General features: G+C 73.8%; 17 protein-coding genes. 8 read left to right on the top strand and 9 right to left on the bottom strand.

The genetic code is table 11. The annotated features are described in order from the left end of the window. The first annotated feature begins 38 nt into the window (after positions 1-38). The 3 genes from ACIPSC_RS27055 (at position 39) to ACIPSC_RS27045 (ending at position 4,286) form a co-directional block, all read left to right on the top strand. A complete protein-coding gene (locus ACIPSC_RS27055) occupies positions 39-2,600 on the top strand; it encodes an ABC transporter permease (RefSeq protein WP_400828658.1) in 2,562 nt (853 codons plus the stop codon). Between the two features lie 277 nt (positions 2,601-2,877). Next, the gene (locus ACIPSC_RS27050) at positions 2,878-3,279 is read left to right on the top strand and encodes a hypothetical protein (RefSeq protein ID WP_400828657.1); all 402 of its coding nucleotides are present in this window, start codon (positions 2,878-2,880) and stop codon (positions 3,277-3,279) included. 95 nt (positions 3,280-3,374) lie between these two features. Beyond that, a complete protein-coding gene (locus ACIPSC_RS27045; RefSeq protein WP_400828656.1) occupies positions 3,375-4,286 on the top strand; it encodes a hypothetical protein in 912 nt (303 codons plus the stop codon). 179 nt (positions 4,287-4,465) lie between these two features. Here the strand turns inward: ACIPSC_RS27045 and ACIPSC_RS27040 are convergent, their stop codons facing one another. From ACIPSC_RS27040 to ACIPSC_RS27020, 5 genes are all read right to left on the bottom strand, one after another. Further along, complete coding sequence (locus tag ACIPSC_RS27040) at positions 4,466-5,113, bottom strand: HNH endonuclease family protein (RefSeq protein ID WP_400828655.1); 648 nt, start codon at positions 5,111-5,113, stop codon at positions 4,466-4,468. 320 nt (positions 5,114-5,433) lie between these two features. Then, the gene (gene efeU, locus ACIPSC_RS27035) at positions 5,434-6,285 is read right to left on the bottom strand and encodes an iron uptake transporter permease EfeU (RefSeq protein WP_400828654.1); all 852 of its coding nucleotides are present in this window, start codon (positions 6,283-6,285) and stop codon (positions 5,434-5,436) included. A 31-nt stretch (positions 6,286-6,316) separates the two neighbouring features. After that, positions 6,317-7,648, bottom strand: a complete 1,332-nt coding sequence (gene efeB, locus ACIPSC_RS27030) for an iron uptake transporter deferrochelatase/peroxidase subunit (RefSeq protein WP_400828653.1) — start codon at positions 7,646-7,648, stop codon at positions 6,317-6,319. Between the two features lie 98 nt (positions 7,649-7,746). Continuing rightward, positions 7,747-8,892: an iron uptake system protein EfeO gene (efeO, locus tag ACIPSC_RS27025; protein WP_400828652.1), complete on the bottom strand. Its 1,146-nt coding sequence runs from the start codon at positions 8,890-8,892 to the stop codon at positions 7,747-7,749. 468 nt (positions 8,893-9,360) lie between these two features. After that, a complete protein-coding gene (locus tag ACIPSC_RS27020) occupies positions 9,361-10,185 on the bottom strand; it encodes an ABC transporter ATP-binding protein (protein WP_400828651.1) in 825 nt (274 codons plus the stop codon). Positions 10,186-10,530: 345 nt separating this feature from the next. On the opposite strand from ACIPSC_RS27020, the gene ACIPSC_RS27015 reads away from it, so the two are divergent. Next, positions 10,531-12,678, top strand: coding sequence for an amino acid adenylation domain-containing protein (locus ACIPSC_RS27015; protein ID WP_400828650.1), 2,148 nt, complete (start codon positions 10,531-10,533; stop codon positions 12,676-12,678). An 86-nt stretch (positions 12,679-12,764) separates the two neighbouring features. On the opposite strand, the gene ACIPSC_RS27010 is transcribed toward ACIPSC_RS27015, so the two are convergent. The 3 genes from ACIPSC_RS27010 to ACIPSC_RS27000 all read right to left on the bottom strand — a co-directional run bounded on the left by ACIPSC_RS27010 (position 12,765) and on the right by ACIPSC_RS27000 (position 15,185). Beyond that, positions 12,765-14,111 (bottom strand): hypothetical protein, encoded by a 1,347-nt coding sequence (locus ACIPSC_RS27010; protein WP_400828649.1) that lies wholly within the window; start codon positions 14,109-14,111, stop codon positions 12,765-12,767. A gap of 55 nt (positions 14,112-14,166) precedes the next feature. After that, positions 14,167-14,709 (bottom strand): GNAT family N-acetyltransferase, encoded by a 543-nt coding sequence (locus tag ACIPSC_RS27005; protein ID WP_400828648.1) that lies wholly within the window; start codon positions 14,707-14,709, stop codon positions 14,167-14,169. A 74-nt stretch (positions 14,710-14,783) separates the two neighbouring features. Further along, a complete protein-coding gene (locus ACIPSC_RS27000) occupies positions 14,784-15,185 on the bottom strand; it encodes a GNAT family N-acetyltransferase (protein WP_400828647.1) in 402 nt (133 codons plus the stop codon). A 226-nt stretch (positions 15,186-15,411) separates the two neighbouring features. On the opposite strand from ACIPSC_RS27000, the gene ACIPSC_RS26995 reads away from it, so the two are divergent. From ACIPSC_RS26995 to ACIPSC_RS26985, 3 genes are all read left to right on the top strand, one after another. Continuing rightward, a complete protein-coding gene (locus ACIPSC_RS26995; protein ID WP_400828646.1) occupies positions 15,412-17,004 on the top strand; it encodes a M4 family metallopeptidase in 1,593 nt (530 codons plus the stop codon). A 240-nt stretch (positions 17,005-17,244) separates the two neighbouring features. After that, complete coding sequence (locus tag ACIPSC_RS26990) at positions 17,245-19,566, top strand: helix-turn-helix domain-containing protein (protein ID WP_400828645.1); 2,322 nt, start codon at positions 17,245-17,247, stop codon at positions 19,564-19,566. Between the two features lie 220 nt (positions 19,567-19,786). Further along, on the top strand, positions 19,787-20,527 hold the full coding sequence (locus tag ACIPSC_RS26985) for a class I SAM-dependent methyltransferase (protein ID WP_400828644.1): 741 nt from the start codon (positions 19,787-19,789) through the stop codon (positions 20,525-20,527). Positions 20,528-20,617: 90 nt separating this feature from the next. On the opposite strand, the gene ACIPSC_RS26980 is transcribed toward ACIPSC_RS26985, so the two are convergent. Continuing rightward, positions 20,618-21,742 carry a helix-turn-helix domain-containing protein gene (locus tag ACIPSC_RS26980; protein ID WP_400828643.1) on the bottom strand — a complete coding sequence of 375 codons (1,125 nt, stop codon included), beginning with the start codon at positions 21,740-21,742 and terminating at the stop codon, positions 20,618-20,620. A 450-nt stretch (positions 21,743-22,192) separates the two neighbouring features. Here ACIPSC_RS26980 and ACIPSC_RS26975 point away from each other — a divergent pair, with 450 nt between their 5' ends. Continuing rightward, entirely contained in the window at positions 22,193-22,855 is a 663-nt protein-coding gene (locus tag ACIPSC_RS26975; RefSeq protein ID WP_395297755.1) for a hydrolase, read from the top strand. Positions 22,856-22,874: the final 19 nt, after the last annotated feature.

Raw genomic sequence — 22,874 nt, 5'->3', positions numbered from 1 at the left:
GGCAGCAGCCCGCCCCTCCGCAGACCACAGGACACCCCATGTATCGCACCGCACTGCGCAACGTGCTCGCCCACAAGGGCCGACTGCTGATGACGACGCTCGCCGTCCTCCTCGGCACCGCCTTCGTCGCCGGCACCCTCGTCTTCACCGACACGCTCGGCAACGCGCTCCGCTCGCAGAGCGCCAAGAGCTACACCGACATCGCCGTCACCGTCAGCGACCGCAGTGCCGTCAGCAAGGGGTACGACCACGGCGGCACGGCGGACGACGGCCCCGTCCTCACCGACGCGGTCCTCAAGTCGATCGCCGCCCTGCCCGGCGCCGCCGACGCGCGCGGCGTGGTCAGCGGCTTCGCCGGCATCGCCGACCGCAAGGGCGCGCTGATCGGCGACGGCTTCTCCACCACCGGCACCAACTACGTGCCCGGCGCCGACGGCACCGACCCGCGCTACCCGCTGGTCGAGGGCCGCGGGCCGCGCAGCTCCGGCGAGGTCGCGCTGGACGCCAGGACCGCCGGGAAGGGCGGGTACAAGGTCGGCGACACCGTCCGGGTGGCCGTCAACGGCCCGGTCATGGAGCTCAGGCTCAGCGGCACCGTGCACACCAACGACCCGCGCGTGGTCTCCGGCGGTTCGCTGGCCGCGTTCGACACCGCCACCGCCCAGCAGCTCTACCTGAGCCCGGGCCGGTACGCCGAGATCGACGTCAAGGGCAAGCCCGGCGCCGACGACACCGCGCTGCTCACCGCCGTCAAGAAGACCTTCCCGGAGCCCGACGCCTTTGACGCCCAGACCGGCCGCGAACTGGCCGCGGAGCAGGACAAGATGATCCAGGAGGGCACCAAGTGGCTCTCCACCGCCCTGCTGGGCTTCGCCGGCATCGCGCTCTTCGTCGGCATCTTCATCATCGCCAACACCTTCACCATGCTGGTCGCCCAGCGCACCAAGGAGCTCGCACTGCTGCGCGCCGTCGGTGCCAGCCGCAAGCAGATCACCCGCTCGGTGCTGGTCGAGGCGCTGCTGGTCGGCCTCACCGCCTCCCTCGGCGGTCTGCTCGCCGGCGTCGGCATCGCGACCGGCCTGCGCGCCCTGCTCAACGGGCCGATGGAGGCCAACCTGCCGGACGGCCCGCTGGTGATCGGCCCGTCCACGGTGATCTGGTCGGTCGGCATCGGCGTCGCGGTCACCGTGCTGGCCGCCTGGCTGCCGGCCCGCCGCGCCTCCCGGATCGCCCCGGTCGCGGCGATGAGCTCGGTCGAGCAGCCCGCCACCCAGAAGTCGCTGCTGATCCGGAACATCATCGGCCTGCTGTTCTCCGCCGCCGGTGCGGCCGGCCTGCTGGCCGGTGCCGCGACCAAGGAGGTCAAGCTGGTCGGCCTCGGCGCGGGCACCCTGCTGATCGGCGTCTTCGTCCTCACCCCGCTGCTGGCCCGCCCGCTGATCGCGCTCTTCGCCCCGGTGCTGCACAGGCTGTTCGGCACCCCCGGCCGGCTCGCCCGCGAGAACGCCGTCCGCAACCCCCGCCGCACCGCCGCCACCGCCTCCGCGCTCACCATCGGCGTCACCCTGATCACCGCACTGACCGTGGTCGGCGCCTCGGTGAACGAGGCCGTCGACAAGTCCACCGCGAGCGACCGCAAGGCCGACTACACCGTGGCCATGGAGAACTTCTCCATGCTCTCCCCCGAGGTCGGCCCGCAGATCGCCAAGACCCCCGGGGTCACCGCGATGACCGTGATGCGGACCCTCCCGGTCAAGGCCGTCGCCGACGGCGACACCTCGTGGCTCCGCTCGGTGGACGCCGCCGGCTTCGACCAACTGGTCACCGTGAAGGTCAAGGAGGGCGCGGCCGACGCGCTCAAGCAGGGCAAGCTGCTCGCCACCACCGGCTACGCCGAGCGGAACAACCTCAAGGTGGGCTCGACCCTCGACGTCACCTACCCCGACGGCACCCGCGGCACCCTGACCGTCGGCGCCCTGGTGGAGCAGAACACCGAGATCTCCGGACTCACCGCCCCGGACGCCGTCGTCGGCCCGCACGCCGCGCCCGGCACCGGCCTGGACAAGGTGCTCGTCAAGGGCGCCAACGGCGAGGACGCCAAGCTCAAGCAGGCGCTGCGCGACGCCACCGGCGGCAACCCGCTGATCGCCGTCAAGGGCGAGAAGGACATCAAGGCGGAGAGCCGGCAGATGGTGACCGCCGTGCTGAACATGATGTACGGGCTGCTCGGCATGTCCGTGGTGATCGCCGTCCTCGGCGTCGTCAACACCATGGCGATGTCGGTGTTCGAGCGCCGCCGGGAGATCGGGATGCTCCGGGCGATCGGCCTGGACCGGCGCGGCATCGGCCGGATGGTCCGGCTGGAGTCCCTGCTCATCGCCCTGTTCGGCGGCCTGGTCGGCGTGCTGCTCGGCATCGTCACCGCCTGGGCCGGCACCCGGACGCTCGCCAACGTGTTCAAGGACATGACGATGGTGGTGCCGCCGGTGCAGATCGCCGGCTTCCTGGTCGCCGCCGCGCTGATCGGCCTGCTGGCCGCCGTCTGGCCGGCCCGCCGCGCCGCCCGCACGGACATCCTGGACGCCATCAAGAGCAGCTGACCCGGCACCGACGTGAAGGAGCCCCGGGTGGTCCGGCCGGACCACCCGGGGCTCCTTCACGTTCCACGGCCTCCGGGCCGGCGGACCATCGGGCACCGGTGCCGTACCGACGGGGTGGGGGAGCGCGTCCCACGCCGTTTCACGGCGATCGTGAGACGGCCCGGCCGATCCTGAGACAGCTCTCCGCACAGGCCGGGCCGGATTCCCGGTTAGCGTTTCCGCACTCCGGGCGGCGCCCTGCCGGTCCGCCCGCTCCGATCCTGTGGGGAGAAGTCCGATGAAGAAGTTCCTCGCCGCCCTCGCGGTGGCCGGTACGGTCGCCGCGTCCGTCGTTGCCCAGGCGCCCGCTGCTTCGGCCGCCGGCTGCGTCACCGGTTGGATGAGCACCGTCGGTACCAGCACGCAGGGCGCCGCGGTCTTCACCAAGGGCAGCTCGCCGTGCCACGACGTCAACATCTCCTGGTCGTACAACTCCCAGGGCAACTACTCCGGCTACGCAGGTGCCTACCGGCGGCCCGGCGGCTCCTGGAACGTCGCTTCGCGCGGCTACGTCCAGATGGACAACGGCTACCACGACATCAACAACTCGTACTTCGCGCTGATCACCGACCTGAACCCCGGTGCCGAGTTCACGGTGATGAGCCGGAACTACGGCGACCAGGTCACCGTCACCTACTGATTCGCGTCCCACCCCGGGCCCGCCCGGCTTCCGGGCGGGCCCGGCACGCAGCCGACGCCCGTCACGTCCCACCTCACCGCCGGAGCACTCCGCCCATGCCCCGCGTCGATCGGCGTCCCCGCCGCTCCGCTGCCGTGAACCTGCCGGGCACCGCCCTGCTCGGCGCCGTCCTCGCCCTGACGGCCGCCTGCTCGGAGGCCGGGCCGGCCTCCTCCGCACCGTCGTCCGCACCCGCCGCCGTCGCCAGCGCCGCGGTGGCCTACGGGCTCCCCGCGGACCTCACGCCGATGCTCCTGCCCGCCACCGGCCCGGACACCCGCCTCACCCAGGGTCTCGACGGATTCGCGAGCCTGGTCCGTGACCGGGCGACCCGCGCCTGCCTGAGCGCGGCCGGGGTGCGCATGCCGGACGCCCCTCCCGCGATGTTCATCCGGTTGTTCGAGATCCCCGACCTCGACCACATCTCCCGCAACGGCTTCAGCCCCACCGCCGTTCCGGGCGCCGCTCCGTCCGGCCCCGCTCCGTCCGACGCCGCCGGGCCTGCGGACTCCGCGGTGCAGCGGCGGTGCGGGGCGGAGGGCGACGCCGCGGCCGGGTCGCTGCACTCCCTCTACGGGCCCCTGCAGAACCGTTGGCTCACCGGTCTCGCGGCCGTGGAGAAGGAGGCCCCCGTGGTCGCGGCCAGGCAGCAGCTCCCGGGCTGCCTGGCCGGCAGGGCGATCCGGGCGGACGGCGAGCAGAGCTTCTTCGACCAGGTCGACCGGGCCCTCCAGACCGCCGGGACCCCGGACGCGGCCCGCACCGAGGATCTGCGGCTCGGGGCGGCCTATGCGGCTTGCATGCAGCCGGTCGAGGCGCAGCGCGAACCCCTGCGTGCCGCACTGCGGGCCGGCTTCGTCCGGGAGCACGAGGGCGAGTTGGACGCCGCGCGGAAGGCCTTGCCCCAGCGGGTGGCGGAGCTGGAACGGCGTTACTCGGTGCGGTTCGGCGTCCCGGCCGAGGGCTGACCGGGGTACGCGGTGTCCGCGGCTTCACGCAGGCACCGGCGTGGTGCAGCACCAGCCCCGACGTGGTGCGGCACCGGCACCCGGACGCAGTGGAGCCCCCGGCCGGAACGGGTACCGGCCGGGGGCTCCGGCTCTTACGGGGTGCCGGGAAGTCGTCGGACTCCGGCAGGAACGTTTCCTCAGCAGCCGTTGAGGATCGAGCTGAGGGCGCTCTTCTCGGCGCTGTCCACGGAGAGGCCGTAGAAGTACTTCACCTGGACCCAGGCGCGGGCGTAGGTGCAGCGGTAGGAGGCCTGCGGGAGCCAGGTGGACGGGTCCTGGTCGCCCTTGCTGCGGTTGGAGCTCGCGGAGACGGCGATCAGCTGCGGACGGGTCAGGTCGTTGGCGAAGGCCTTGCGCTGGTCGGTGGTCCAGGCCCAGGCGCCGGAGCGCCAGGCCTCGGCCAGCGGCACCAGGTGGTCGATGTCGAAGGACGAGGAGTTGGTGGTGGTGACGTTGTCGTAGACGGACGTCCAGTTGCCGCTGACGGAGGCGCAGGCGGAGTCGGTCACCACACCACTGCCGTCGCGCTTGAGGACGGTCTCCCGGGTGTTGCAGGTGCCGGAGATGGTGATCCAGTGCGGGAACAGCGTCCGGTCGTAGGTGCTGTCGTGGGACTCCGCGGCCACCTCGATCGAGGCCAGGTAGGAGCGGGCGGTGGCGGCCGAGACCGGGGTGGGCAGCGCGGCCGCGGCGCTTCCGGCGCCGGCGAGCAGGGTGGTGAGGGCGAGCAGGAGGGCGCCGAAGGCGGCCGCCAGGGCACGGCGGGGCGTGCGTATCGCGGACATGCGGGGACTCCAGGGTGGTGTGAGGGCATGCGGAAGCCACCGGGCGGAGCGGCCCGGGCCGCCAACCAGCATGCCCTGGATCGGTTTACGCGGGTAGACCCTGGAGGTGAACACTTGAGTGACCGTCAACTCACCCACGAGGGCGGAACGGACGGTTCCACGGGGCCGAACGCACAGGCCCGCGGCGGCCGGACGCACCGGCCCCCGGCGGCCGGACGTGACCACTGCGCACGGCCCGCAGAGCGGCCGGACGCGAAACCGCCCCGCCCGGCGGGTGCCGGACGGGGCGGTTCTAGCGGAGGAGGGGGCCTCCGGGGGCCTCAGGCGGCCGACTTGGCGGAACCCGCCTGCGGCGCGACCGGCTTGGCCGGCTTGCCGCCGAACAGGCCCAGGAAGATCGCCAGGGTCGGCACCAGGTAGGCCGCCCAGACCGCCAGCTGGAGCACGGTCGGGTCCGGCTGGAAGTTGAAGACGCCCTTCAGCAGGGTGCCGTACCAACTCTCCTTCGGGATGGTGCTGCTGATGTCGAAGGCCACGTCGTGCAGGCCGCCGAGCCAGCCGGCCTCCTGCAGGTCGTGCACGCCGTAGGCCAGCACGCCGGCCGCGACGACGACCAGCATCGCGCCGGTCCAGGTGAAGAACTTGGCCAGGTTGATCTTCAGCGCACCGCGGTAGAACAACCAGCCGAGCACCACCGAGGTGAGCAGGCCGAGCGCCGCGCCGATGATCGGGTTGTAGCCGTCGTTGGTGGCCTGGACGGCCGACCAGATGAACAGCGCCGTCTCCAGGCCCTCGCGGCCCACCGCCAGGAAGGAGGTGACCACCAGCGCCGTCGTGCCCATGGCCAGCGCCGCGTCCAGCTTGCCGTGCAGCTCGGTCTTCAGGTGCCGCGCGGTGCGGCGCATCCAGAAGACCATCCAGGTGACCAGGCCCACGGCGATGATCGACAGCGAGCCGCCGAGCGCCTCCTGCGCCTCGAAGGTCAGCTGCGAGGAGCCGAACTGCAGCACGGCGCCGAAGGCCATGCTGAGCCCGACCGCCGAGCCGATGCCGGCCCAGACCGGCGCCAGCTTGTCCCGCCGGCCGGTCTTGACCAGGTAGGCGATCAGGATGCAGACGACGAGGCTGGCTTCGAGGCCCTCACGCAGGCCGATCAGGTAGTTGCCGAACAAGGCACTCTCCTCGGGGTTGTGCGGGACGGGATCAGCCGAAGAGGGCCTGGCCCCACCACTCACCGGGCTTCCGGACACCGGGCGGGCAGGCGAAGTGGGCGGAACCGACGTGCTGGATGTACTCGTTGAGCGCGTCGCTGCCGGCGAGGCGCTGCTGCAGCGGGACGAACGCCTTGCGGCTGTCGCGCTGGTAGGCGAGGAAGAACAGGCCGGCGTCCAGGCGGCCGAGGCCGTCGGTGCCGTCGGTGAAGGAGAAGCCGCGGCGCAGGATCATCAGGCCGTTGTTGCTGTCCGGGTGGGCCAGGCGCACGTGCGCGTCCTCGGGCATCGCCTTGAGGTCCGGGGTGTCGTGCTCCTTGGCCTTGCCGTACGGGGCGCCCTCGCCCTTGGTGCGGCCGAAGATGTCCTCCTGCTCCTTGAGCGGAGTGCGGTCCCAGGTCTCGATGTGCATCCGGATCCGGCGGGCGACCAGGTACGAGCCGCCGGTCATCCAGTCCGGGCCCTCGCCCGGGGCGACCCAGACGTGCTCGCCGAGCTTCTCGGTGTCGGTGCCCGCGATGTTGTGGGTGCCGTCCTTGAAGCCCATCATGTTGCGCGGCGTCTGGGCGTCCGGGGTGGTGGAGGAGGTCTTGCCGAAGCCCAGCTGCGACCAGCGGATGTTGACCGTGCCCATGCCGATGCGGGCCAGGTTGCGGATCGCGTGCACGGCGACCTGCGGGTCGTCGGCGCAGGCCTGGATGCAGAGGTCGCCGCCGGTGCGCTGCGGGTCGAGGTTGTCGCCCTTGAACTTCGGCAGGTCGATCAGGGCCTCGGGGCGGCGGGCCTTGAGGCCGAAGCGGTCGACGCCGTCCTTCTCGAACAGGGTCGGACCGAAGCCGATGGTGAGGGTGAGCCGGGAGGCGGGCAGGCCGAGCGCCTCGCCGGTGTCGTCCGGCGGCGCCTCGGGCAGGCCGCTGGCGGCGCCGCTGCCGACCTCGCGGCCGCCGGTCATCGCCGCGGCGGCCTTCGTCCAGTCCTTGAGCATCTTCACCAGCGACTCGCGGGTCGCGGTGGCGGAGACGTCGAAGGAGGCGAAGTGCAGCCGGTCCTGGACCGGGGTGGAGATGCCGGACTGGTGGTCCCCGTAGAAGGGGATGTCCCCGCCGACGGCGGCGGCCGGCGCGGGGGCCGGGTCGTCCTGCCGGGTGGCGGCGGCGACCGAGCCGACGCCGGCGGCGCCGAGGGCGACCCCGGCACCGGCCCAGCCGATCACGGCGCGGCGGCTGACCGCGCTGCGGCCGGTGCCGTCCTGCTCGGCGGCGACGGCCGCGGTGGCGTCGGCACCGGCCGGCGTCCCGTTCTGCTGCTCGTTCTCGGCGTCCATCGGCGGGCGGGCCCTTCTCTGTGCTGTCTCACGGATGCCGTGGCGGCCACTGGGGGCCGCCACGGCGGTGGGGATGGTGCTCGGTGTCGCGGCCGGTACTACTTGACGACGACCGCGGCGGCCAGCTTCGACAGCGGCTCGCCCAGCGCGTTCACCGCGTCGGAGAAGGTCTTGCGCTCGGCGTCGGCGACCTTGTCGTAGGAGGTGTAGGTGCCGTCGGCCTGCTTGTACTTGGCGAGCAGCGCCTCGGTCGCGGCGAACTCCGAGTCCAGCGTCTTGGCCAGCTCGGCGTCCTTCTCGGAGGCGACCGGCTTCAGCAGCTCGTACGCCTTCTTCGCACCCTCGACGTTGGCGGCGAAGTCGGCGAGGTCGGTGTGGCTGTAGCGGTCCTCCTCACCGGTGATCTTGCCGGTGGCGACCTCGTCCAGCAGCTCCTTGGCGCCGTTGGCCATGCTGGTCGCGGTGATCTCGGCCTCGGGGATCTTCTTCTGCCAGTCCTTCAGGTCGGTGACCAGCTGGTCGGCCAGCTTCTTCTCGTCGTCACCGATCTTGGCGTCGGCGAAGAGCGACTTCTCCAGCTTGTGCCAGCCGGTCCACTCCTGGCCGGCCTCCAGGCCGTCCTCGCGGGTGTCGGTCTTCGGGTCGATGTCGCCGAAGCTCTCGGCGACCGGCTCGGTGCGCTCCCAGCCGGTGCGCGACGGGGCGTAGAGCGACTTGGCCTTCTCGACGTCGCCGGCCTTGATCGCGGCGGCGAAGGCCTCGACGGCCGGGACGGTCAGGTCGGCCTGCTCCTGCGCGTACTTGCGGTAGGCGTCGACGGCGGCGGTCAGACGCGGGTCGGCCGGGGCGGCCGCGGCGGAGGCGTCACCGGTCACGGTGATCTTCTGGCGGATGCCGTCGCCGACCATGCCCGGCTTGCAGGCGATCTCGTAGGAGCCGGCCTTGATCTCGGCGTTGATGGTCGCCTTGGTACCGGGGCCGATGTTCTCGCGCTCGGTGACGATCTTGTCACCCGCGGCGTAGACGTAGACCTCGGTGGTCTTCGAGCCCTTGTTGGTGATGTCGAGGACGACGTGGCCGGCCGGGAAGCTGGTCTTCGAGACCTCGCAGGCGGTGTCGGTGGCGTTCACCTTCACGGCGTCGGAGGAGGCCTTGTCGTCCTTCTTCTGCGAGCAGCCGGCCAGCGCGGCGGTCGCCACAGCGAGGGTGAGCAGCGTGGCTGCGGTGGAACGACGGGCGGACATGCGGGCTCCAACGGAAGGGCAGGGTGTACCAGGGCAGGGGCTGAGGGCGGGTGCGGGAACCGATTGGTTCCGGCGCCTCCACCCACTTAGCTAAGGCATACCTTAGGGACATCCGATTTCGCCGTCTACACCGGGGTCCGACTTCGATCACTGCAGGTGGAGGCCGCCTTGGCAGCGGGGAGTCGTCAGCCCACCGACGATTTTCGGCCAACCACCCCCGCCGAACGGCGGGGGCGTCTCACCGGCCCCTCACGCCACTCCTCCGCCCGTCCCCCGGCCCACCTGCGACGGCGCCCCCGCGCGCCCTGTGCGATCTCCGCGCGCCTCCCTGTCCGATCCCTGCGCGACCCCGGCGCGACTCCTGGCTCGCGAGCCCGTCCGAGAGCCCCGGCGCCCCTACCGCCCCGCCGGGCGCGTCACTGCTCCGACGCGCCCGAGGCGGCTCCGGCGCGCCCGCGATCGCTCCGCTCACGGCCCCGGCACGCGCCGGGCAGCCGTACGCGCCGTCCAGCGCCCCTCGTGCCGGCTGATCCGGATCGGGTGGTCGAAACAGGCACTGACCAGCTCGGTGGTCATCACCTCGTCCACCGGCCCGGCGGCCACGCACTCCCCCTCGCGCAGCAGCAGCGCGTGGGTGGTGCTCTCCGGCAGCTCCTCCAGGTGGTGCGTCACCAGCACGCTGGCCAGCTCCGGGTGCTGGTGGCGCAGCAGGTCCAGGCTGTCCAGCAGCAGCTCACGGGCGGTCAGGTCGAGTCCGGTGGCCGGCTCGTCCATCAGCAGCAGGCGCGGGCTGGGCATCAGGGCGCGGGCGATCAGCGCGCGGCCGCGCTCGCCCTGGGAGAGCGTCGGCCACGGCGACTCGGCGACGGCGGTCATGCCGAGGGTCCCGATCAGCCGCTCGGCCCGGTCGACGGCCTCCGGGCCGGGCTTGCGGTACAGATCGGGCTCGATGGTGTTGGCCAGGCCGGTCAGCACCACCTCGCGCACGGTCAGCGGCGAGCGCAGCGGGTGGCGCGGGTTGACGTGGCCGAGGTGGGCACGCAGGTCGCGGATGTCGACCCGGCCCAGCCGGTGGCCGAGCACGTCCACCTCACCGCGGGTGGGGTGGGAGACCGCGCCGAGCAGGCCGAGCAGGGTGGACTTGCCGGCTCCGTTGGGCCCCAGCAGCGCCCAGTGCTCCCCGGGCTCGATGGCCAGGGTGATCCCGCGCAGCAGGTGGCGGCCGTTCCGGACCACCTCGACGTCGCGGGTGCGCAGCAGCGGGCCCGTGGGCAGCGGGTCGGACGTACTCATGGCGGTCGGTCCTCCGGGGGCTTGGCGCCGGGCAGGGGGCGGGGGCGACGCCGCACCGGACGGGCCGGCGCCGACCCTCCGCGTGCAGAGTACAACCGTCGGCGGGGCGGCGGCCGGTGCGGTCCGAGGCGTGGACGCCGGCCGGCGGGACGCCGTGCGGTGAACGCCGGTCGGCAGGCCCGGGAGCTGGAAGCCCGATCGGCAGGGGCCCGAAAGGTGGGAGCCCGATCGGCAGGGACCCCATCGGTGGGGGCGCGAACGGCCGGGTACACCGTACGCCCCTGTCGCCGGGCCGCAGTTGGCGGCAGGATCGGAGGGAGGCACGGTACGAAGGGGGATGGACGGATGGGGTGGGACGCGGAACCGGCGGGGCGGGCGGGCACGCTGCACGGGCGGTTCGAGGAACAGGCCCGGCAGTCGCCGGAGACGGTCGCCGTCCGCTGTGGCGCCCGGGAGCTGACCTACGGTGAGCTGGACCAGCGGGCGAACCGGCTGGCCCACCACCTGGTCGCGCAGGGGCTGGAGCCGGGCGGCCGGGCGGCCGTGGCACTCGGCCGGGGCACCGAGGTGTTCGTCGCCCTGCTCGCGGTGCTCAAGGCGGGCGGCGCGTACGTCCCGCTGGAGCCGGGCGCACCGGACGCGCTGCTGCGCCACGTGCTGGCGGACGCCGACCCGGTGCTGGTGGTGACCGAGGAGGCGCACCGGGTGCGGCTGACGGACACCGGCGGGCGGAGGGTGGTCTGCCCGGACTCGGCGGCGGAGGCGATCGCGGCCCTGCCCGCCGGTCCGCCGCCGGTCACCACCGGGCCGGACGACCTCGCCTGCCTCTTCTTCACCTCCGGCTCGACCGGCCTGCCCCGGGGCGCGCTGATCGAGCACCGCAACCTGCTGGCCGCCCACCGGGGCTGGCGCGAGGTGTACGGGCTGCGCCCCGCCGACCGGATCCTGCAGACGGCGAGCCTGGAGTTCGACGTCTTCACCGCCGACTGGATACGCGCGCTCTGCACCGGCGCCACCCTGGTGGTCACGCCGCGCAACCTCACCCTCGACCGCACCGCCGACATCGCCGACCTGCCCGCCCTGGTGGCCGCCGAGCGGATCACCGTCCTGGAGCTCAACGTCCGCACGGCACGCCGCCTGTACGACCACCTGGCGGCCGTCGGGGGGTCCCTGCCGGGCGTGCGGCTGATCACGGTCGGGGCGGAGAAGTGGTACCTGGACGAGCAGCTGGGCCTGCAGCGGCTGCTCGGCACCGGCACCCGGGTGCTCAACGTCTACGGGCTCGCCGAAGCGTCCGTCGACAGCACCTACTTCGACGCGGCCGGCGCGACGGGCGGCGAGGGCAGCGAGCGGGTCTCGCTGGTCGGCCGGCCCTTCCCCGGTGCGCGGGTGTACGTCCTCGGCCCGGAGGGCTTCCCGGCGCCGCCCGGGGAGGTCGGCGAGATCGCCGTCGCCGGCCCGGGCCTGGGCCGCGGGTACGTCAACCGGCCGGAGGAGACGGAGCGGCGCTTCGTGCCGGCGGCCTTCGACCCGGACATGCGGGTCCTGCTGACCGGGGACCTCGGCCGGATCCGCGAGGACGGCGTGCTGGAGTTCACTGCCCGCGCGGAAGGCGTGGTCGGCCCGACCGAACGCGTCCGGGCCGCCGGGGTGCTCCGGCGGGTCGCCGAGGCCGCGCGGGCCGAGGGGCTGCTGCGCTCCCACCCGGCGGTGCGGGAGGCCGCCGTCGCCGAGGTCGAACCGGAGCCGGGGCGGCGTGCCCTGGTGGGCTACGCGGTGACGGCACCCGGCTCCGAGGAACCGGACACCTGGCAGCTCTCGGCCCTGCTGGCCGAGGAGCTGCCGGCCGGGGAGGCGCCCGCCGCCGTCGTGGCCCTGCCCGCGCTCCCCCGCACCCGGGCCGGGAAGGTGGACCGCACCGCCCTGCCGCTGCCGGCCCCGCGCGACCACTTCTCCTTCTCCGCGTCGCTGGGCGCCGCCGCACCGGCGGGCGGCTCCGCGCCGCTGCGCGGCAAGGCCGGCCGGGGCGGTGGCAAGGCCGGGGCCGGGAAGCCGGGCGAGGACGAGCCGCTCACGGGCTGCGGCTGGTTCCTGGTGGCGCTGCCGGTCGCCGTGGTCGCCTGGCTGCTCACCTACGGCCTCTGGCCGGGCTCCACGGACGTCTCGGCGGTGCCCGGTCCGTACGCCGGCTGGTTCCGCGTCCTCTACCTCTTCGAGTGGTTCTCGTTCGGCCTGGGGGTGGCGTGGCTCCTGGCGGGCGCCCGGGCCGTGGCCCGGCTCGGCCGGCCGCTCGGGCTCTCCGTCGCCGCGCACGTCTCGGTGTTCTGGCTACTGGCCTCCTGGTGGCCGCAGGACAACCTCTACCGGACCAGCTCGTCGACGGACTGGCCTCGGCAGGCGCTGCTGGTCTCGGTGTTCAACATCGCGCTGATGGTCGCGGCCGCGATCGTGGTCCGCTTCCTGGTCTGGCGCCCGCCCGCGGGGCGGAAGTGACGAGCGGGCGGAAGTGATGGCTCGGCGGAGGTGACGGCTCGGCGGAGGTGACGCCGGACCGCGCCGCCGCGCCGTCGGCCCGCCGGTCAGCGCAGCGCCGCGAACATCCGCTCCAGCGCCTGATTGGCCGCGGCGACCAGCGCCTCCGCGGCGTCCAGCGCCTCCAGCGCCTCGCCCGCCCCGGAGCAGCGGGCGGCGAGCGCCAGGCCGACGACCGGCTCCGGCTCGTAACCGGCCGTCACCACCAGCGGCAGCAGGGTGACGCCGAGGCGGGCGCAGCGCGGCCGGAGCCGGTCCAGGTGGTCGTACAGCGCCTCCTGGGAGAGCCTGGCGCCGAGCCGCAGGCCGTCCAGCGTGCGGACGAGGTGTCCGGGGCCGCGCACCCGGTCCAGCCGGGCGCGCAGGTTGAAGGCGATCGCCGGGCCGGTGAGCCGCAGGTTGGCCTCGGTGGGGGCGAGCCGGCGCTCCCGGTCGGTGACGAAGTCGACGTCGAACCAGCCCCGGTGGCCCGCGGCGGCGAGGCGCTCGCCCACCGCGAGCCCGAACCGCTCGGCCGTGGCGGCCACAGCCGGCGGCACCACGCCGGGACCGACCGTCACCCCCTGGTAGCAGGTGCCGTCGACGGCCATCTCACCGACCCCGACGGGGTGGACGCGCCCGTCCCGGCCGATCACGGCGTCGAAGGTGAGGTCGCGCAGGCGGTCCGCCCGTCCGCCGTCGACGAAGTCCTCCAGCAGCAGTCCGCCGTCCGCGGCCAGCACCTCGGCGCGGGCCAGCCGGCGCAGCAGCGCACGCCCGCCGCCGGCCGCGAACAGTTCGTGCGGCGTCACCACGGCGGTCCCGTAGCCGCCGACGCCGTGCGGGCTCTTCACCACCGTGGTCAGCCCGCGGACCGCCCGGGCGGTCAGCCGGCGGGCGGCGCGCCGCGGTGTGCCGGGCTGCTCCTGGCGCGGCACCGCGATTCCCGGGTGGGCGGGGGCCAGTTCGGCGAAGAGCGCGTGCGTGGCCGCCTTGGACTCGTAGCGCCGCACGGCCGCCAGTGCGGGCCCCTCCCCCTGGGCGGCGGTGCGGCCCCAGGGCAGCACCGGGCGGCCGGACTCCGCGATCCGCGCCGCCAGCGCGGGGCGGGCGGCGAGCGCCTGCGCCAGGGTCCCGCCCGGCGCGACCCCGGCGTACAGCTCGACGGGTTCCCACGCCAACTCCCGCGCCAGCCAGTCCATCCAGGCCGGTTCGACCTCGGCCGGCAGCACGACCAGGGCGGGCTCGGGGCTGTAGCAGGTCGCCATGCAGGCGTAGTGGTGCGCCTGGCGCAGCCGCCGCGCGCGCTGGGCGTCGTCCATGGCGGCGCCGAAGAACTGCTCGTTGAAGTCGGCCACGTTCCCCAGGTGCACGGCCCGCAGCCCGCCCGTCCAGGCCTCCACCCATCCGTCCATCCCGCGAGCCTAGAGCCGGCCGGGGACGGAGGTGGAGGACATCGCGCCAAAGGCCCTAGACCTTCGACTCCGGTTTCCAGTCCCGGGCGAGGAGCCCGAGCACCACCTCGTCCAGGAACTCGCCCATCACCCACGCCGAGGAGCGCAGCACGCCCTCGCGGACGAAACCGTTGCGCTCGGCGGAGCGCAGCATCGCGACGTTGTCCGCCAGCGTCTCGATCTGCAGCCGCTGCAGGCCGCGCACGACGAAGCCGTAGTGGCACAGCACCGCGACCACGTCGGTGCCGTAGCCCTTGCCGCGGGCGGACGGCAGCATCCCCAGCCCGATGTGCGCGGACCGGTGGTGGTTGTCGATGCCCCAGAGCGTCGCAGCGCCGACCAACGTTCCGCCGTCCAACTCCACCACGGAGAACGGGACGTGCCCCTCCGCGGTGTCGTCCACCACGAGCCGAGGGTCGTTCGAGCCGGGCGTGATCGGCCGCCACGGCTTGCTCTCGGCCCGCGAGGAGTTGACCACGTCGTCGTAGAGCTCTGTCACCAGGATCGGGATGTCCTCGGTGTACCGGGCCCGCAGCCCGACATTCTCGCCTCGTAGCATGCGAGCTTCCTACCCGACCCGGCCGACCGGCCGCAATCCGATTGGTCCGGCCACGGGCCGAGTCGCCCGCCCGGTCAGAGCCGGTGGAGGCCGGCGTCGGTGCTGCGGAAGCCGCAGGCGTCGAGGTAGTAGGCCCGGAGGTGGGGTTCGAAGTCGACGTGCAGCCACTCGCAGCCGGCCGCGCGGGCACCGTCGACGGCGGCCGCGATCAGGCGGGTGCCGACGCCCGTGCGGCGGGCCGCGGTGGCGACCACGGTGTCGAGGAGGAAGGCATGGCCGCCTCCGTCCCAGGCGACGTTGACGAAGCCGGTCAGCGGGCCGTCGGCGGCGGGGCGGGCGCAGACCCAGCCGAGGCTGTGCCGCTCCAGGCGGGCGCGCCAGGCGACCGGCTGGACTGGCCGGCCGAAGCCCTCCGCGTGCAGGGCGTCGAGCTCGTCGTCGGTGAAGGATCCGCGCCAGGTGTACCGGGTCGTCATGGCGTGATCGTAGGGCGTCCGCCCGCAACAGCATTCACACCGTCGTTCACACCGGCTTTCACTGCTTCAACAGCGCCTTTCACAGTGAGCATTCACACTCGATCAGTTCTGATCAGCACAGGACACGAAATGGTCAAGATCTGACTCAGCACCTAGCCGGGGTTGGCAGCGCACCGTCAATCTCTGACGCAGCTCTTTCCCTGCAGCTACCCCGACTGGAGTCAGAGTGAGCCCCACCTCCTCTCACCGCCGCCACCTCGCGGCCGGAGCCATCGCGGCCACCGCCGCCCTCGTCGCCGCCACCTTCCAGGCCGGCACCGCGAACGCCGCCCCCACCGGCCGTGACGCGGCGATCGCCCAGGCCCGCGCCAACGTGGCCCACAACGCCGGTGTGTTCGGCTTCGGCGACGGCCAGGACCTCCAGGTCAAGGACGTCATCGTCGACGCCGACGGCACCCAGCACGTCCGCTTCGACCGCACCTACCTCGGCCTGCCCGTCGTCGGCGGAGACCTGGTGGTGCACCAGGACGCCCGCGGCCGGCTCAAGGACTCCACCCGCGCGGCCGCCCACGACGCCGCCGTGAAGTCGACCGTCCCGAAGGTCCCGGCGCAGGCGAGCGCGCGTCAGGCGCTCCAGGCCGCGCCGGGCATCAACTCCGCCACCAGCTCGCCCGAGCTGGTCGTCTGGGCCGCCGACGGCACGCCCCGGCTCGCCTGGAAGACCACCGTCGCCGGCGTCGGCGAGCACGGCCAGCCGGCCGGCAAGGTCGTCGTCACCGACGCCACCACCGGCGAGCAGATCGAGACCTACGACTCCGAGCACCAGGCCACCGGCACCGGCCACTCCGAGTACACCGGCGACGTCACCATCGACACCACCGCGCAGTCCGGCGGCTACGCGCTGATCGACCCGGTGCGCGGGACCATCACCAAGGACGCCCACAACGTCTCGTCCAACTCGCTCAACGCGAACTCGGGCACCCTCGTCACCGACGCCGACAACATCTGGGGCGACGGCAAGAAGTTCTCCACCGACCGCACCACCGCGGCCGTCGACGCCCACGCCAACACCGCCTGGACGTACGACTACTACAAGAACACCTTCGGCCGGAACGGCATCAAGAACGACGGCAAGGGCGCCACGGTCTTCGTCCACGTCGGCACCAACTGGGACAACGCCCAGTGGTCGGACAGCTGCTTCTGCATGATGACCGGCGACGGCGACGGCGTGACCGACCCCGAGCAGGTCGACCTCGACACCATGGGCCACGAGATGACCCACGGCGTCACCAGCGCCACCGCCAACCTGCGCTACAGCGGCGAGTCCGGCGGCCTCAACGAGGCCACCAGCGACATCTTCGGCACCATGGTCGAGTGGTACGCCAACAACGCGGTGGACAAGCCGGACTACCTGTTCAGCGACCAGTCCACCCCGCCGTGGCTGCGCCGGATGGACAAGCCCTCGCTCGACGGCCGCTCCGCCGACTGCTGGACCCGCAAGGTCGGCCAGCTCGACGTGCACAACTCCTCGGGCGTCGGCAACCACTGGTTCTTCCTGGCCAGTGAGGGCAGCGGCAGCCGGACCATCAACGGCTTCACCTACAACAGCCCGACCTGCAACGGCTCCACGGTGACCGGCATCGGCAACCAGAAGGTCGCCAAGATCTGGTACCGCGCGCTGACCGTCTACATGACGTCCACCACCGACTACAAGGGCGCCCGCGCCGCGTCCCTGAACGCCGCCAAGGACCTCTACGGGCTGAACAGCACCGAGTACAAGGCGGTCGCGGCCGCCTGGAGCGCCGTCTCGGTCGCCTGACCTCCCGCTCCGCACCCCCGCTCCTCCCCTGCGGCCCGTCGCCCCCGTGCGGCGGGCCGCAGTCGTGCGCGCGGCCGGGCGCGCGGCCGGGGCCGGCCGTGCCTCCCGGCGCGGCGCCGTCCGCCGGGAGGCACGGCGTCCGGGAGATCGCCCGGCCCGCCGGGAGCTGCCGGTCGGGCAGGGAACATTCGGCACATTCCCTCGTTATGATGATCATTCAACCAACGGGGGAAGGGACACATGCACCACGAGGAGTCCCAGGAGCTGGGGCCGCTGCTGCGCGCACACCGCCGCGCGGCCGGGCTGACGCTGGAGGAGCTCGCGGAGGGCTCCGGCGTCAGCGCCCGCGCCATCGGCGACATGGAGCGCGGCCACAGCCGCGGCCCGCAGGCCCGCACGGTCGAGGCCCTGGCCGGTGCGCTGGCGCTCTCCCCCGCCGACACCGCCGCCCTGCTCGGCGCCGCCCGGGCGGGCCGCCGCCGGCACGAGCGGCCGACCCCGCCCGGCCTCTGCGACCTGCCGCCCGCCGTCCCGGACTTCACCGGCCGCCCGGCCGAGGCCGCCTGGCTCGCCCGCTCCGCCGACGAACCGGGGCGCCTGCCGGTCTCGATCCTCTCCGGCGCCCCCGGCCTGGGCAAGACCGCCCTGGCCGTGCACACCGCCGCCCGGATCGCCGACCGGTTCCGGGACGGCTGCTTCTTCGTCGACCTGCGCGGCCTGGACACCGAACCCGTCACCCCGCACGACGCCCTGGCCCGGCTGCTGCGCGCGCTGGGCGTGCGCGAGCGGGACGTGCCCGTCGAGACGGACGAGCGCCAGGTCCTCTACCGCCGGATGATGCGGGAGCGGAACGCCCTCGTCGTCCTGGACAACGCCGCCCACGAGGCCCAGGTGCGGGCGCTGCTTCCCGGCACCGGCGCGGGCGCCGCCTGGATCACCAGCCGGCGCACCCTCACCGGGATCGAGCACGCACGGCGACTGCTCCTCGAACCGCTGCCCGCCGACGCCGCCACCGCCCTGCTCGGGGCGATCCTCGCCCAGCAGGACGACGCCCGGTGGGACGGCACCCCGGGCGACGGCACCCCGGGCGGCAGCAGCTCACCGGAGGCCGGGGCCGGGCCGGACCCTGCGGCGCTGGCGCTGATCGCCGACCTCTGCGGCCACCTGCCGCTCGCCCTGCGCATCGCCGGCCACCGGCTGCTGAGCCGGCCGGGGTGGACCGCGCACCACCTCGCCGAGCGCCTGGGCGACGAGGACCTGCGCCTGCAGCGGCTCGCCGCCGGCGACCTGCGGATCCGCTCCGCGTTCGGCCTCTCCTACGCGCAGCTGCCCGAGCCGCTGCGGCGGCTGTTCCGCCGGCTGGCGCTCGTCCCCGGGCCAGACTTCGACGCCGCGCTGGGCGCCGCCCTCACCGGGCTCGGCCCCGGCCGGGTGGAGGAGATGCTGGACGAGCTGCTGGAGCTGGGCCTGCTCGGCCAGACGTCCACCGACCGGCTGCTGTTCCACGACCTGATCCGCCTCTACGCGCGCGAGCGGCTGCAGGAGGAGGAGTCGCCCGAGGAGCGGCGCAGCGCGGAGGCGGCGCTGTACGGCTGGCTGCTCGACACGGCCTCGGCCGCCGGCCAGTGGTTCCAGCCGGACCCGCCGCCGGCCGGCACGGCCCCGTTCGCGACGGCGCGGTCGGCGCAGGGGTGGCTGGAGACGGAGAGCGCCAACTGGCTGGCCGCGCTGCACGGAGCGGCGGCCGCCGGCCGGCACGCCGAGGTGGTGCGGACCGCCGAGTCCATGCACTGGTTCTCCGACCGCTGGACCAACTGGGGCCACTGGCACACCGTGTTCGGCCTCGCCCGGGCATCCGCCCGCGCGCTCGGCGACGACACCCTGGAGGCGACCCACGCCAACTACCTGGCCTGGGCGCTGCTGTACTGCCTGCGGCAGCCCGGCGAGTCACTGGCCGTCGCCGAGCAGGCTGCCGAGCTCGCCCGCCGCGGCGGCGACGCCGCCCAGGAGGCGTGGGCCCACTTCTACGCGGCCGCCGCCGGGAACCGCATGGACACCCTCGACGCGGCCGCCGACCGGGCCCGCCGGGCGGCCGAGCTGTTCGCCGTGGCCGGCGACCACGAGGGCCGGCCGCAGGCCCTCCTGGCGCTGGCCGCCGCCCAGCAGCAACAGGGCGACGCCGAGGGCGCCATCGGGACGGCCGACACCATCGTCGCCCTGCTCACCGACCCGGCCACCGCCCCCGCCCCGCACATCACCGACTTCACCATGACCAACGCGTTCAACCAGCGCGGCAAGGCCCAACTGGACCTCGGCCGCGCCCGGGACGCCGAGGGCTCCTTCACGGAGGCACGCCGCATCGGCGCCCGCGTCGGCGTGCCGCTGCTCCAGGGCATCGCCGCCCTCGGCCAGGCCAAGGCCCTCGACGCACTCGGCGATCGCGCGCAGGCCCTCGCCGCCGCCCGCGACGCCGTGACCTTCGCGGAGACCGCCGGCGACCCCGTCCGTCTCGCCGAGGCCACCGCCCTGGTGGAGAACTGGTGGGCCCGGGCGGCGGGCTGACGGGCCGATTCCTCCAAGGCGTGCGCGCCGGGCTCCGGTAACGCCCGGCGCGCACGGCAGCCGGATCGTGCAAGACGAACGCGAAGAGCGAACGAGCTGAAGCCCCGGCATCTTTGGGGTTTCCACCAGTACGCCGCCCCCTCCGGCGACAGGGAGACTTCCGGCCAGGGGCCGCGGCCCGTTCGGAAGGCCGACGCCAACAACAGAGGGGGACGACCCGATGAGTGGTCAGCTGTACGACGAGATCGGCGAGGCGTTCGAGGGCTTCAAGAACCTCCCGCTCGCGCGCTACGGGGAGGTGGCCGGATTCCTCGCCCTCGTCGGCGACGTGAAGGGGAAGTCGATCCTCGACGTGGCCTCCGGAACCGGCTTCTACAGCCGGGAGTTCAAGCGCCGCGGCGCCTCCCGCGTCCTCGGCGTCGACATCTCCTCCGCGATGGTCGAGGCGGCCCGGGCGCTGGAGGAGAGCGACCCGCTGGGCGTGCAGTACGAGGTGGGCGACGTCGCCGAGCTGCCCGCCTTCGAGCAGCCCTTCGATGTCGCGGTCGCCGTCCAGGCGTTCAACTACGCCGAGGACGTCGCCGGCGTCGAGCGGATGTTCCGCAGGGTCCACCGCAGCCTCGCGGACGGGGCCGAGTTCTTCGCCTTCGTCCAGCACCCGGACTTCCGCTTCGGCGGGCCGTCCCTGGCCAAGTACGGCTTCCTGTGCGAATCGCTCGGCGAGGAGACCGAGATCGGGCCGCGCGTGCGGATCACCGCGCTCCTCGACCCGCCGATCTCCTTCGTCGCCAACCCGCCCAGCCGCGAGGTCTACGAGACGTGCCTGCGGGCGGCCGGGTTCAGCGACATCACCTGGGTGCCGCTGGAGATCTCCGCCGCCGGCGTGCGCGAGTTCGGCGAGGAGTTCTGGGAGGACTTCACCGCCAACCCCGCGCTGACCATGCTGCGCTGCCGGGCCTGACCCCGGGTGGCCCGTCCCCGGCCGGTCGACGGCGCGGGGGCGGGCCGCCGTCCTCGGAAGAGGCGGCGGACGCGGCGGACGCGGCCGTGGTCACGCCGGCACCGCGGTGACCCCCGCGTCCGACCGGCGCGGCGCCGGGATGCGGGCCTCCACGGTGTGTACCTCGGCGGCGACGCGGGCACCGGCCTGCCACTCCCGCGGGGAGACTCCGTAGGCCGCCCGGAACGACCGGCTGAAGTGGCTGGCGCTGACGAACCCCCACCGCCCGGCGACCGCCGCCACCGTGACCGGGCGCGCGGTCGGCCGGGCCAGGTCGCGCCGGCACATGGCGAGGCGCTGCCGCTGGATCCAGCGGCCCACGGTGATGCCCTCGCACTGGAACAGCTTGTGCAGGTACCGCACCGACAGGTGGTGGGCGGCCGCGATCTGCTCCGGGTCCAGCCCCGGATCGCCCAGGCGGCGCAGGATGTGGTCCTTGATCCGGGCGAGCAGGGCGAGGGCCGCCTCGGAGGGCTCCGCGCCGGGCGGCCGGCCGCGGCGCTCCTGCGCCAGGACGGCCAGCAGGTCCAGCGCGGTCGCGGCCAGCCGGACCGCGGTCTGCGGGTCCAGCGCACCCACCGCCCGGGCCAGCCGGCCCAGGTGGGCGGCGACCAGCGCGGCGGTGCCGCCCTCCGCCCCGAAGTCCGTCGCCGTGAGCTCCCGCAGTTCCTCGTCGGAGACCCCGACGGCCGCCCGCGGCCAGTGGAAGGCGGTGAAGGAGAACGGCTCCGCCAGCTCCTTGCTGAACGGGCGCCCGGCGTCGGAGACGGCGAACGTCCCGGGCCGCAGCAGCACCTGACGGCCGTCCTGGACGAGTCGGGCCGTGCCGCGGTGCTGCAGGGCCAGGGTGACGTGGTCCTCGCCGCCGCGGGCGATCAGGCCGCCGCTGCGCACGACGCGCTGGGGGCCGGCCTGGACCAGCGAGACCTGGAGGGCGCCCAGGCGGTGGCTGGTGATGGTCCCTACGGAGGGCGCGGGTTCGAGCAGCCTGACGTCCAGCGGGATGAAGGTGTGCGCGATCGCCTCGTGCCAGTACTCGGCACGGTCCGGCGTCGGCAACGCGGTGGTGGAGAGGGTCGTGGCGGGCGCAGCGGCAGCGGCGGCAGCCGCAGCGGCGGGCGCGGTCACGGCGGCGGACTCGGCGGCGGATTTGGCGGCGGTGGCAACGGGAGGCATCTGATTACTCCTGCGACGGCCGGCGGGGCGGGCCCGGACATTCCGTCGGGTGAGGTCGGGGGGATGGGGACGGGACGCGGTACGGCCCCTCGGCCTCCTCCATCACACCCTGCCGGGCCTCCGGCCACCAGGAAGAACAGCAGGAAGAACTTCACCCCCGGCGACGACTGCGGCAACGAACACGGCGGCGACGGCAACGACCACGGCGACGCCCGCGGCGACGGCATGCAGTGCGGGGACAGCGGCAGGGCGCGATGGGAACAGAACGCCCCTGGACCCTCGCCTAACGTCAACTCTGCGACGCGGCAAGGAAGTCCGCGCCGGACGCCGAGAGGGTCGAAGGACCTTCCGGGCCGTCTCCGGCGCGCCGCCCTGCGCCCGCCGCCGTCACCCTCCCGCTCCGCCTCGCCCTGCCGCGAGCGCGGGGACCAGCTCCGAAAGGACTCCCCCATGATGGACTTCACCCAGGTCAAGGCCGCGCCCAGCCCCGACCTGCTGACTCCCGACAACGCCGTGATGCTCTTCGTCGACCACCAGCCGCAGATGTTCTTCGGCGTGGGCAGCGGCGACCGCACCGCGATCATCAACAGCACCGTCGGCCTCGCCAAGGCCGCCCGCGCCTTCGACGTGCCCGTGGTGCTCACCACGGTGGCCGCCGAGTCGTTCTCCGGGCCCCTCCTGCCGCAGCTGGCCGAGGTGTTCCCGAAGCACGAGGTCCTCGACCGGACCAGCATGAACGCCTGGGAGGACGCCGCCGTCGTCGAGGCGATCAAGGCGACCGGCCGCACCAAGATCGTGCTCTCCGGTCTCTGGACCGAGGTCTGCCTCGTCCTGCCCGCCCTGTCCGCCCTCGGCCAGGGGTACGAGGTCTACGTGGTGGCCGACGCCTCCGGCGGCGTCAGCCCGGCCGCCCACGAGCACGCCCTCCAGCGGATGACCGCCGCCGGCGCCGTGCCGGTCACCTGGGTGCAGGTGCTGCTGGAGCTCCAGCGCGACTGGGCCCGCCAGGAGAGCTACGGCGCGGTGATGGAGATCGTGAAGGAGCACGCCGGCTCCTACGGGCTCGGCGTGGTGTACGCGCAGAGCATCCTCGGCGCCCACGCGGCGGGCTGAGCCGGTGCACCACCGGAAC

Origin of the sequence: Kitasatospora sp. NPDC090091 (assembly GCF_044747365.1) — a bacterium.
In the GTDB taxonomy this organism is placed as follows: domain Bacteria; phylum Actinomycetota; class Actinomycetes; order Streptomycetales; family Streptomycetaceae; genus Kitasatospora.
The sequence above is the reverse complement of the archived record's forward strand: the minus strand, read 5'-3'. Positions and strand labels throughout refer to the sequence as shown.

Coding starts and splice junctions, on each gene's coding strand:
- ACIPSC_RS27055 (WP_400828658.1), top strand. CDS start 39: ATGTATCGCACCGCACTGCGCAACGTGCTCGCCCACAAGGGCCGACTG.
- ACIPSC_RS27050 (WP_400828657.1), top strand. CDS start 2,878: ATGAAGAAGTTCCTCGCCGCCCTCGCGGTGGCCGGTACGGTCGCCGCG.
- ACIPSC_RS27045 (WP_400828656.1), top strand. CDS start 3,375: ATGCCCCGCGTCGATCGGCGTCCCCGCCGCTCCGCTGCCGTGAACCTG.
- ACIPSC_RS27040 (WP_400828655.1), bottom strand. CDS start 5,113: ATGTCCGCGATACGCACGCCCCGCCGTGCCCTGGCGGCCGCCTTCGGC.
- efeB (WP_400828653.1), bottom strand. CDS start 7,648: ATGGACGCCGAGAACGAGCAGCAGAACGGGACGCCGGCCGGTGCCGAC.
- efeO (WP_400828652.1), bottom strand. CDS start 8,892: ATGTCCGCCCGTCGTTCCACCGCAGCCACGCTGCTCACCCTCGCTGTG.
- ACIPSC_RS27020 (WP_400828651.1), bottom strand. CDS start 10,185: ATGAGTACGTCCGACCCGCTGCCCACGGGCCCGCTGCTGCGCACCCGC.
- ACIPSC_RS27015 (WP_400828650.1), top strand. CDS start 10,531: ATGGGGTGGGACGCGGAACCGGCGGGGCGGGCGGGCACGCTGCACGGG.
- ACIPSC_RS27010 (WP_400828649.1), bottom strand. CDS start 14,111: ATGGACGGATGGGTGGAGGCCTGGACGGGCGGGCTGCGGGCCGTGCAC.
- ACIPSC_RS27005 (WP_400828648.1), bottom strand. CDS start 14,709: ATGCTACGAGGCGAGAATGTCGGGCTGCGGGCCCGGTACACCGAGGAC.
- ACIPSC_RS27000 (WP_400828647.1), bottom strand. CDS start 15,185: ATGACGACCCGGTACACCTGGCGCGGATCCTTCACCGACGACGAGCTC.
- ACIPSC_RS26990 (WP_400828645.1), top strand. CDS start 17,245: ATGCACCACGAGGAGTCCCAGGAGCTGGGGCCGCTGCTGCGCGCACAC.
- ACIPSC_RS26985 (WP_400828644.1), top strand. CDS start 19,787: ATGAGTGGTCAGCTGTACGACGAGATCGGCGAGGCGTTCGAGGGCTTC.
- ACIPSC_RS26980 (WP_400828643.1), bottom strand. CDS start 21,742: ATGCCTCCCGTTGCCACCGCCGCCAAATCCGCCGCCGAGTCCGCCGCC.
- ACIPSC_RS26975 (WP_395297755.1), top strand. CDS start 22,193: ATGATGGACTTCACCCAGGTCAAGGCCGCGCCCAGCCCCGACCTGCTG.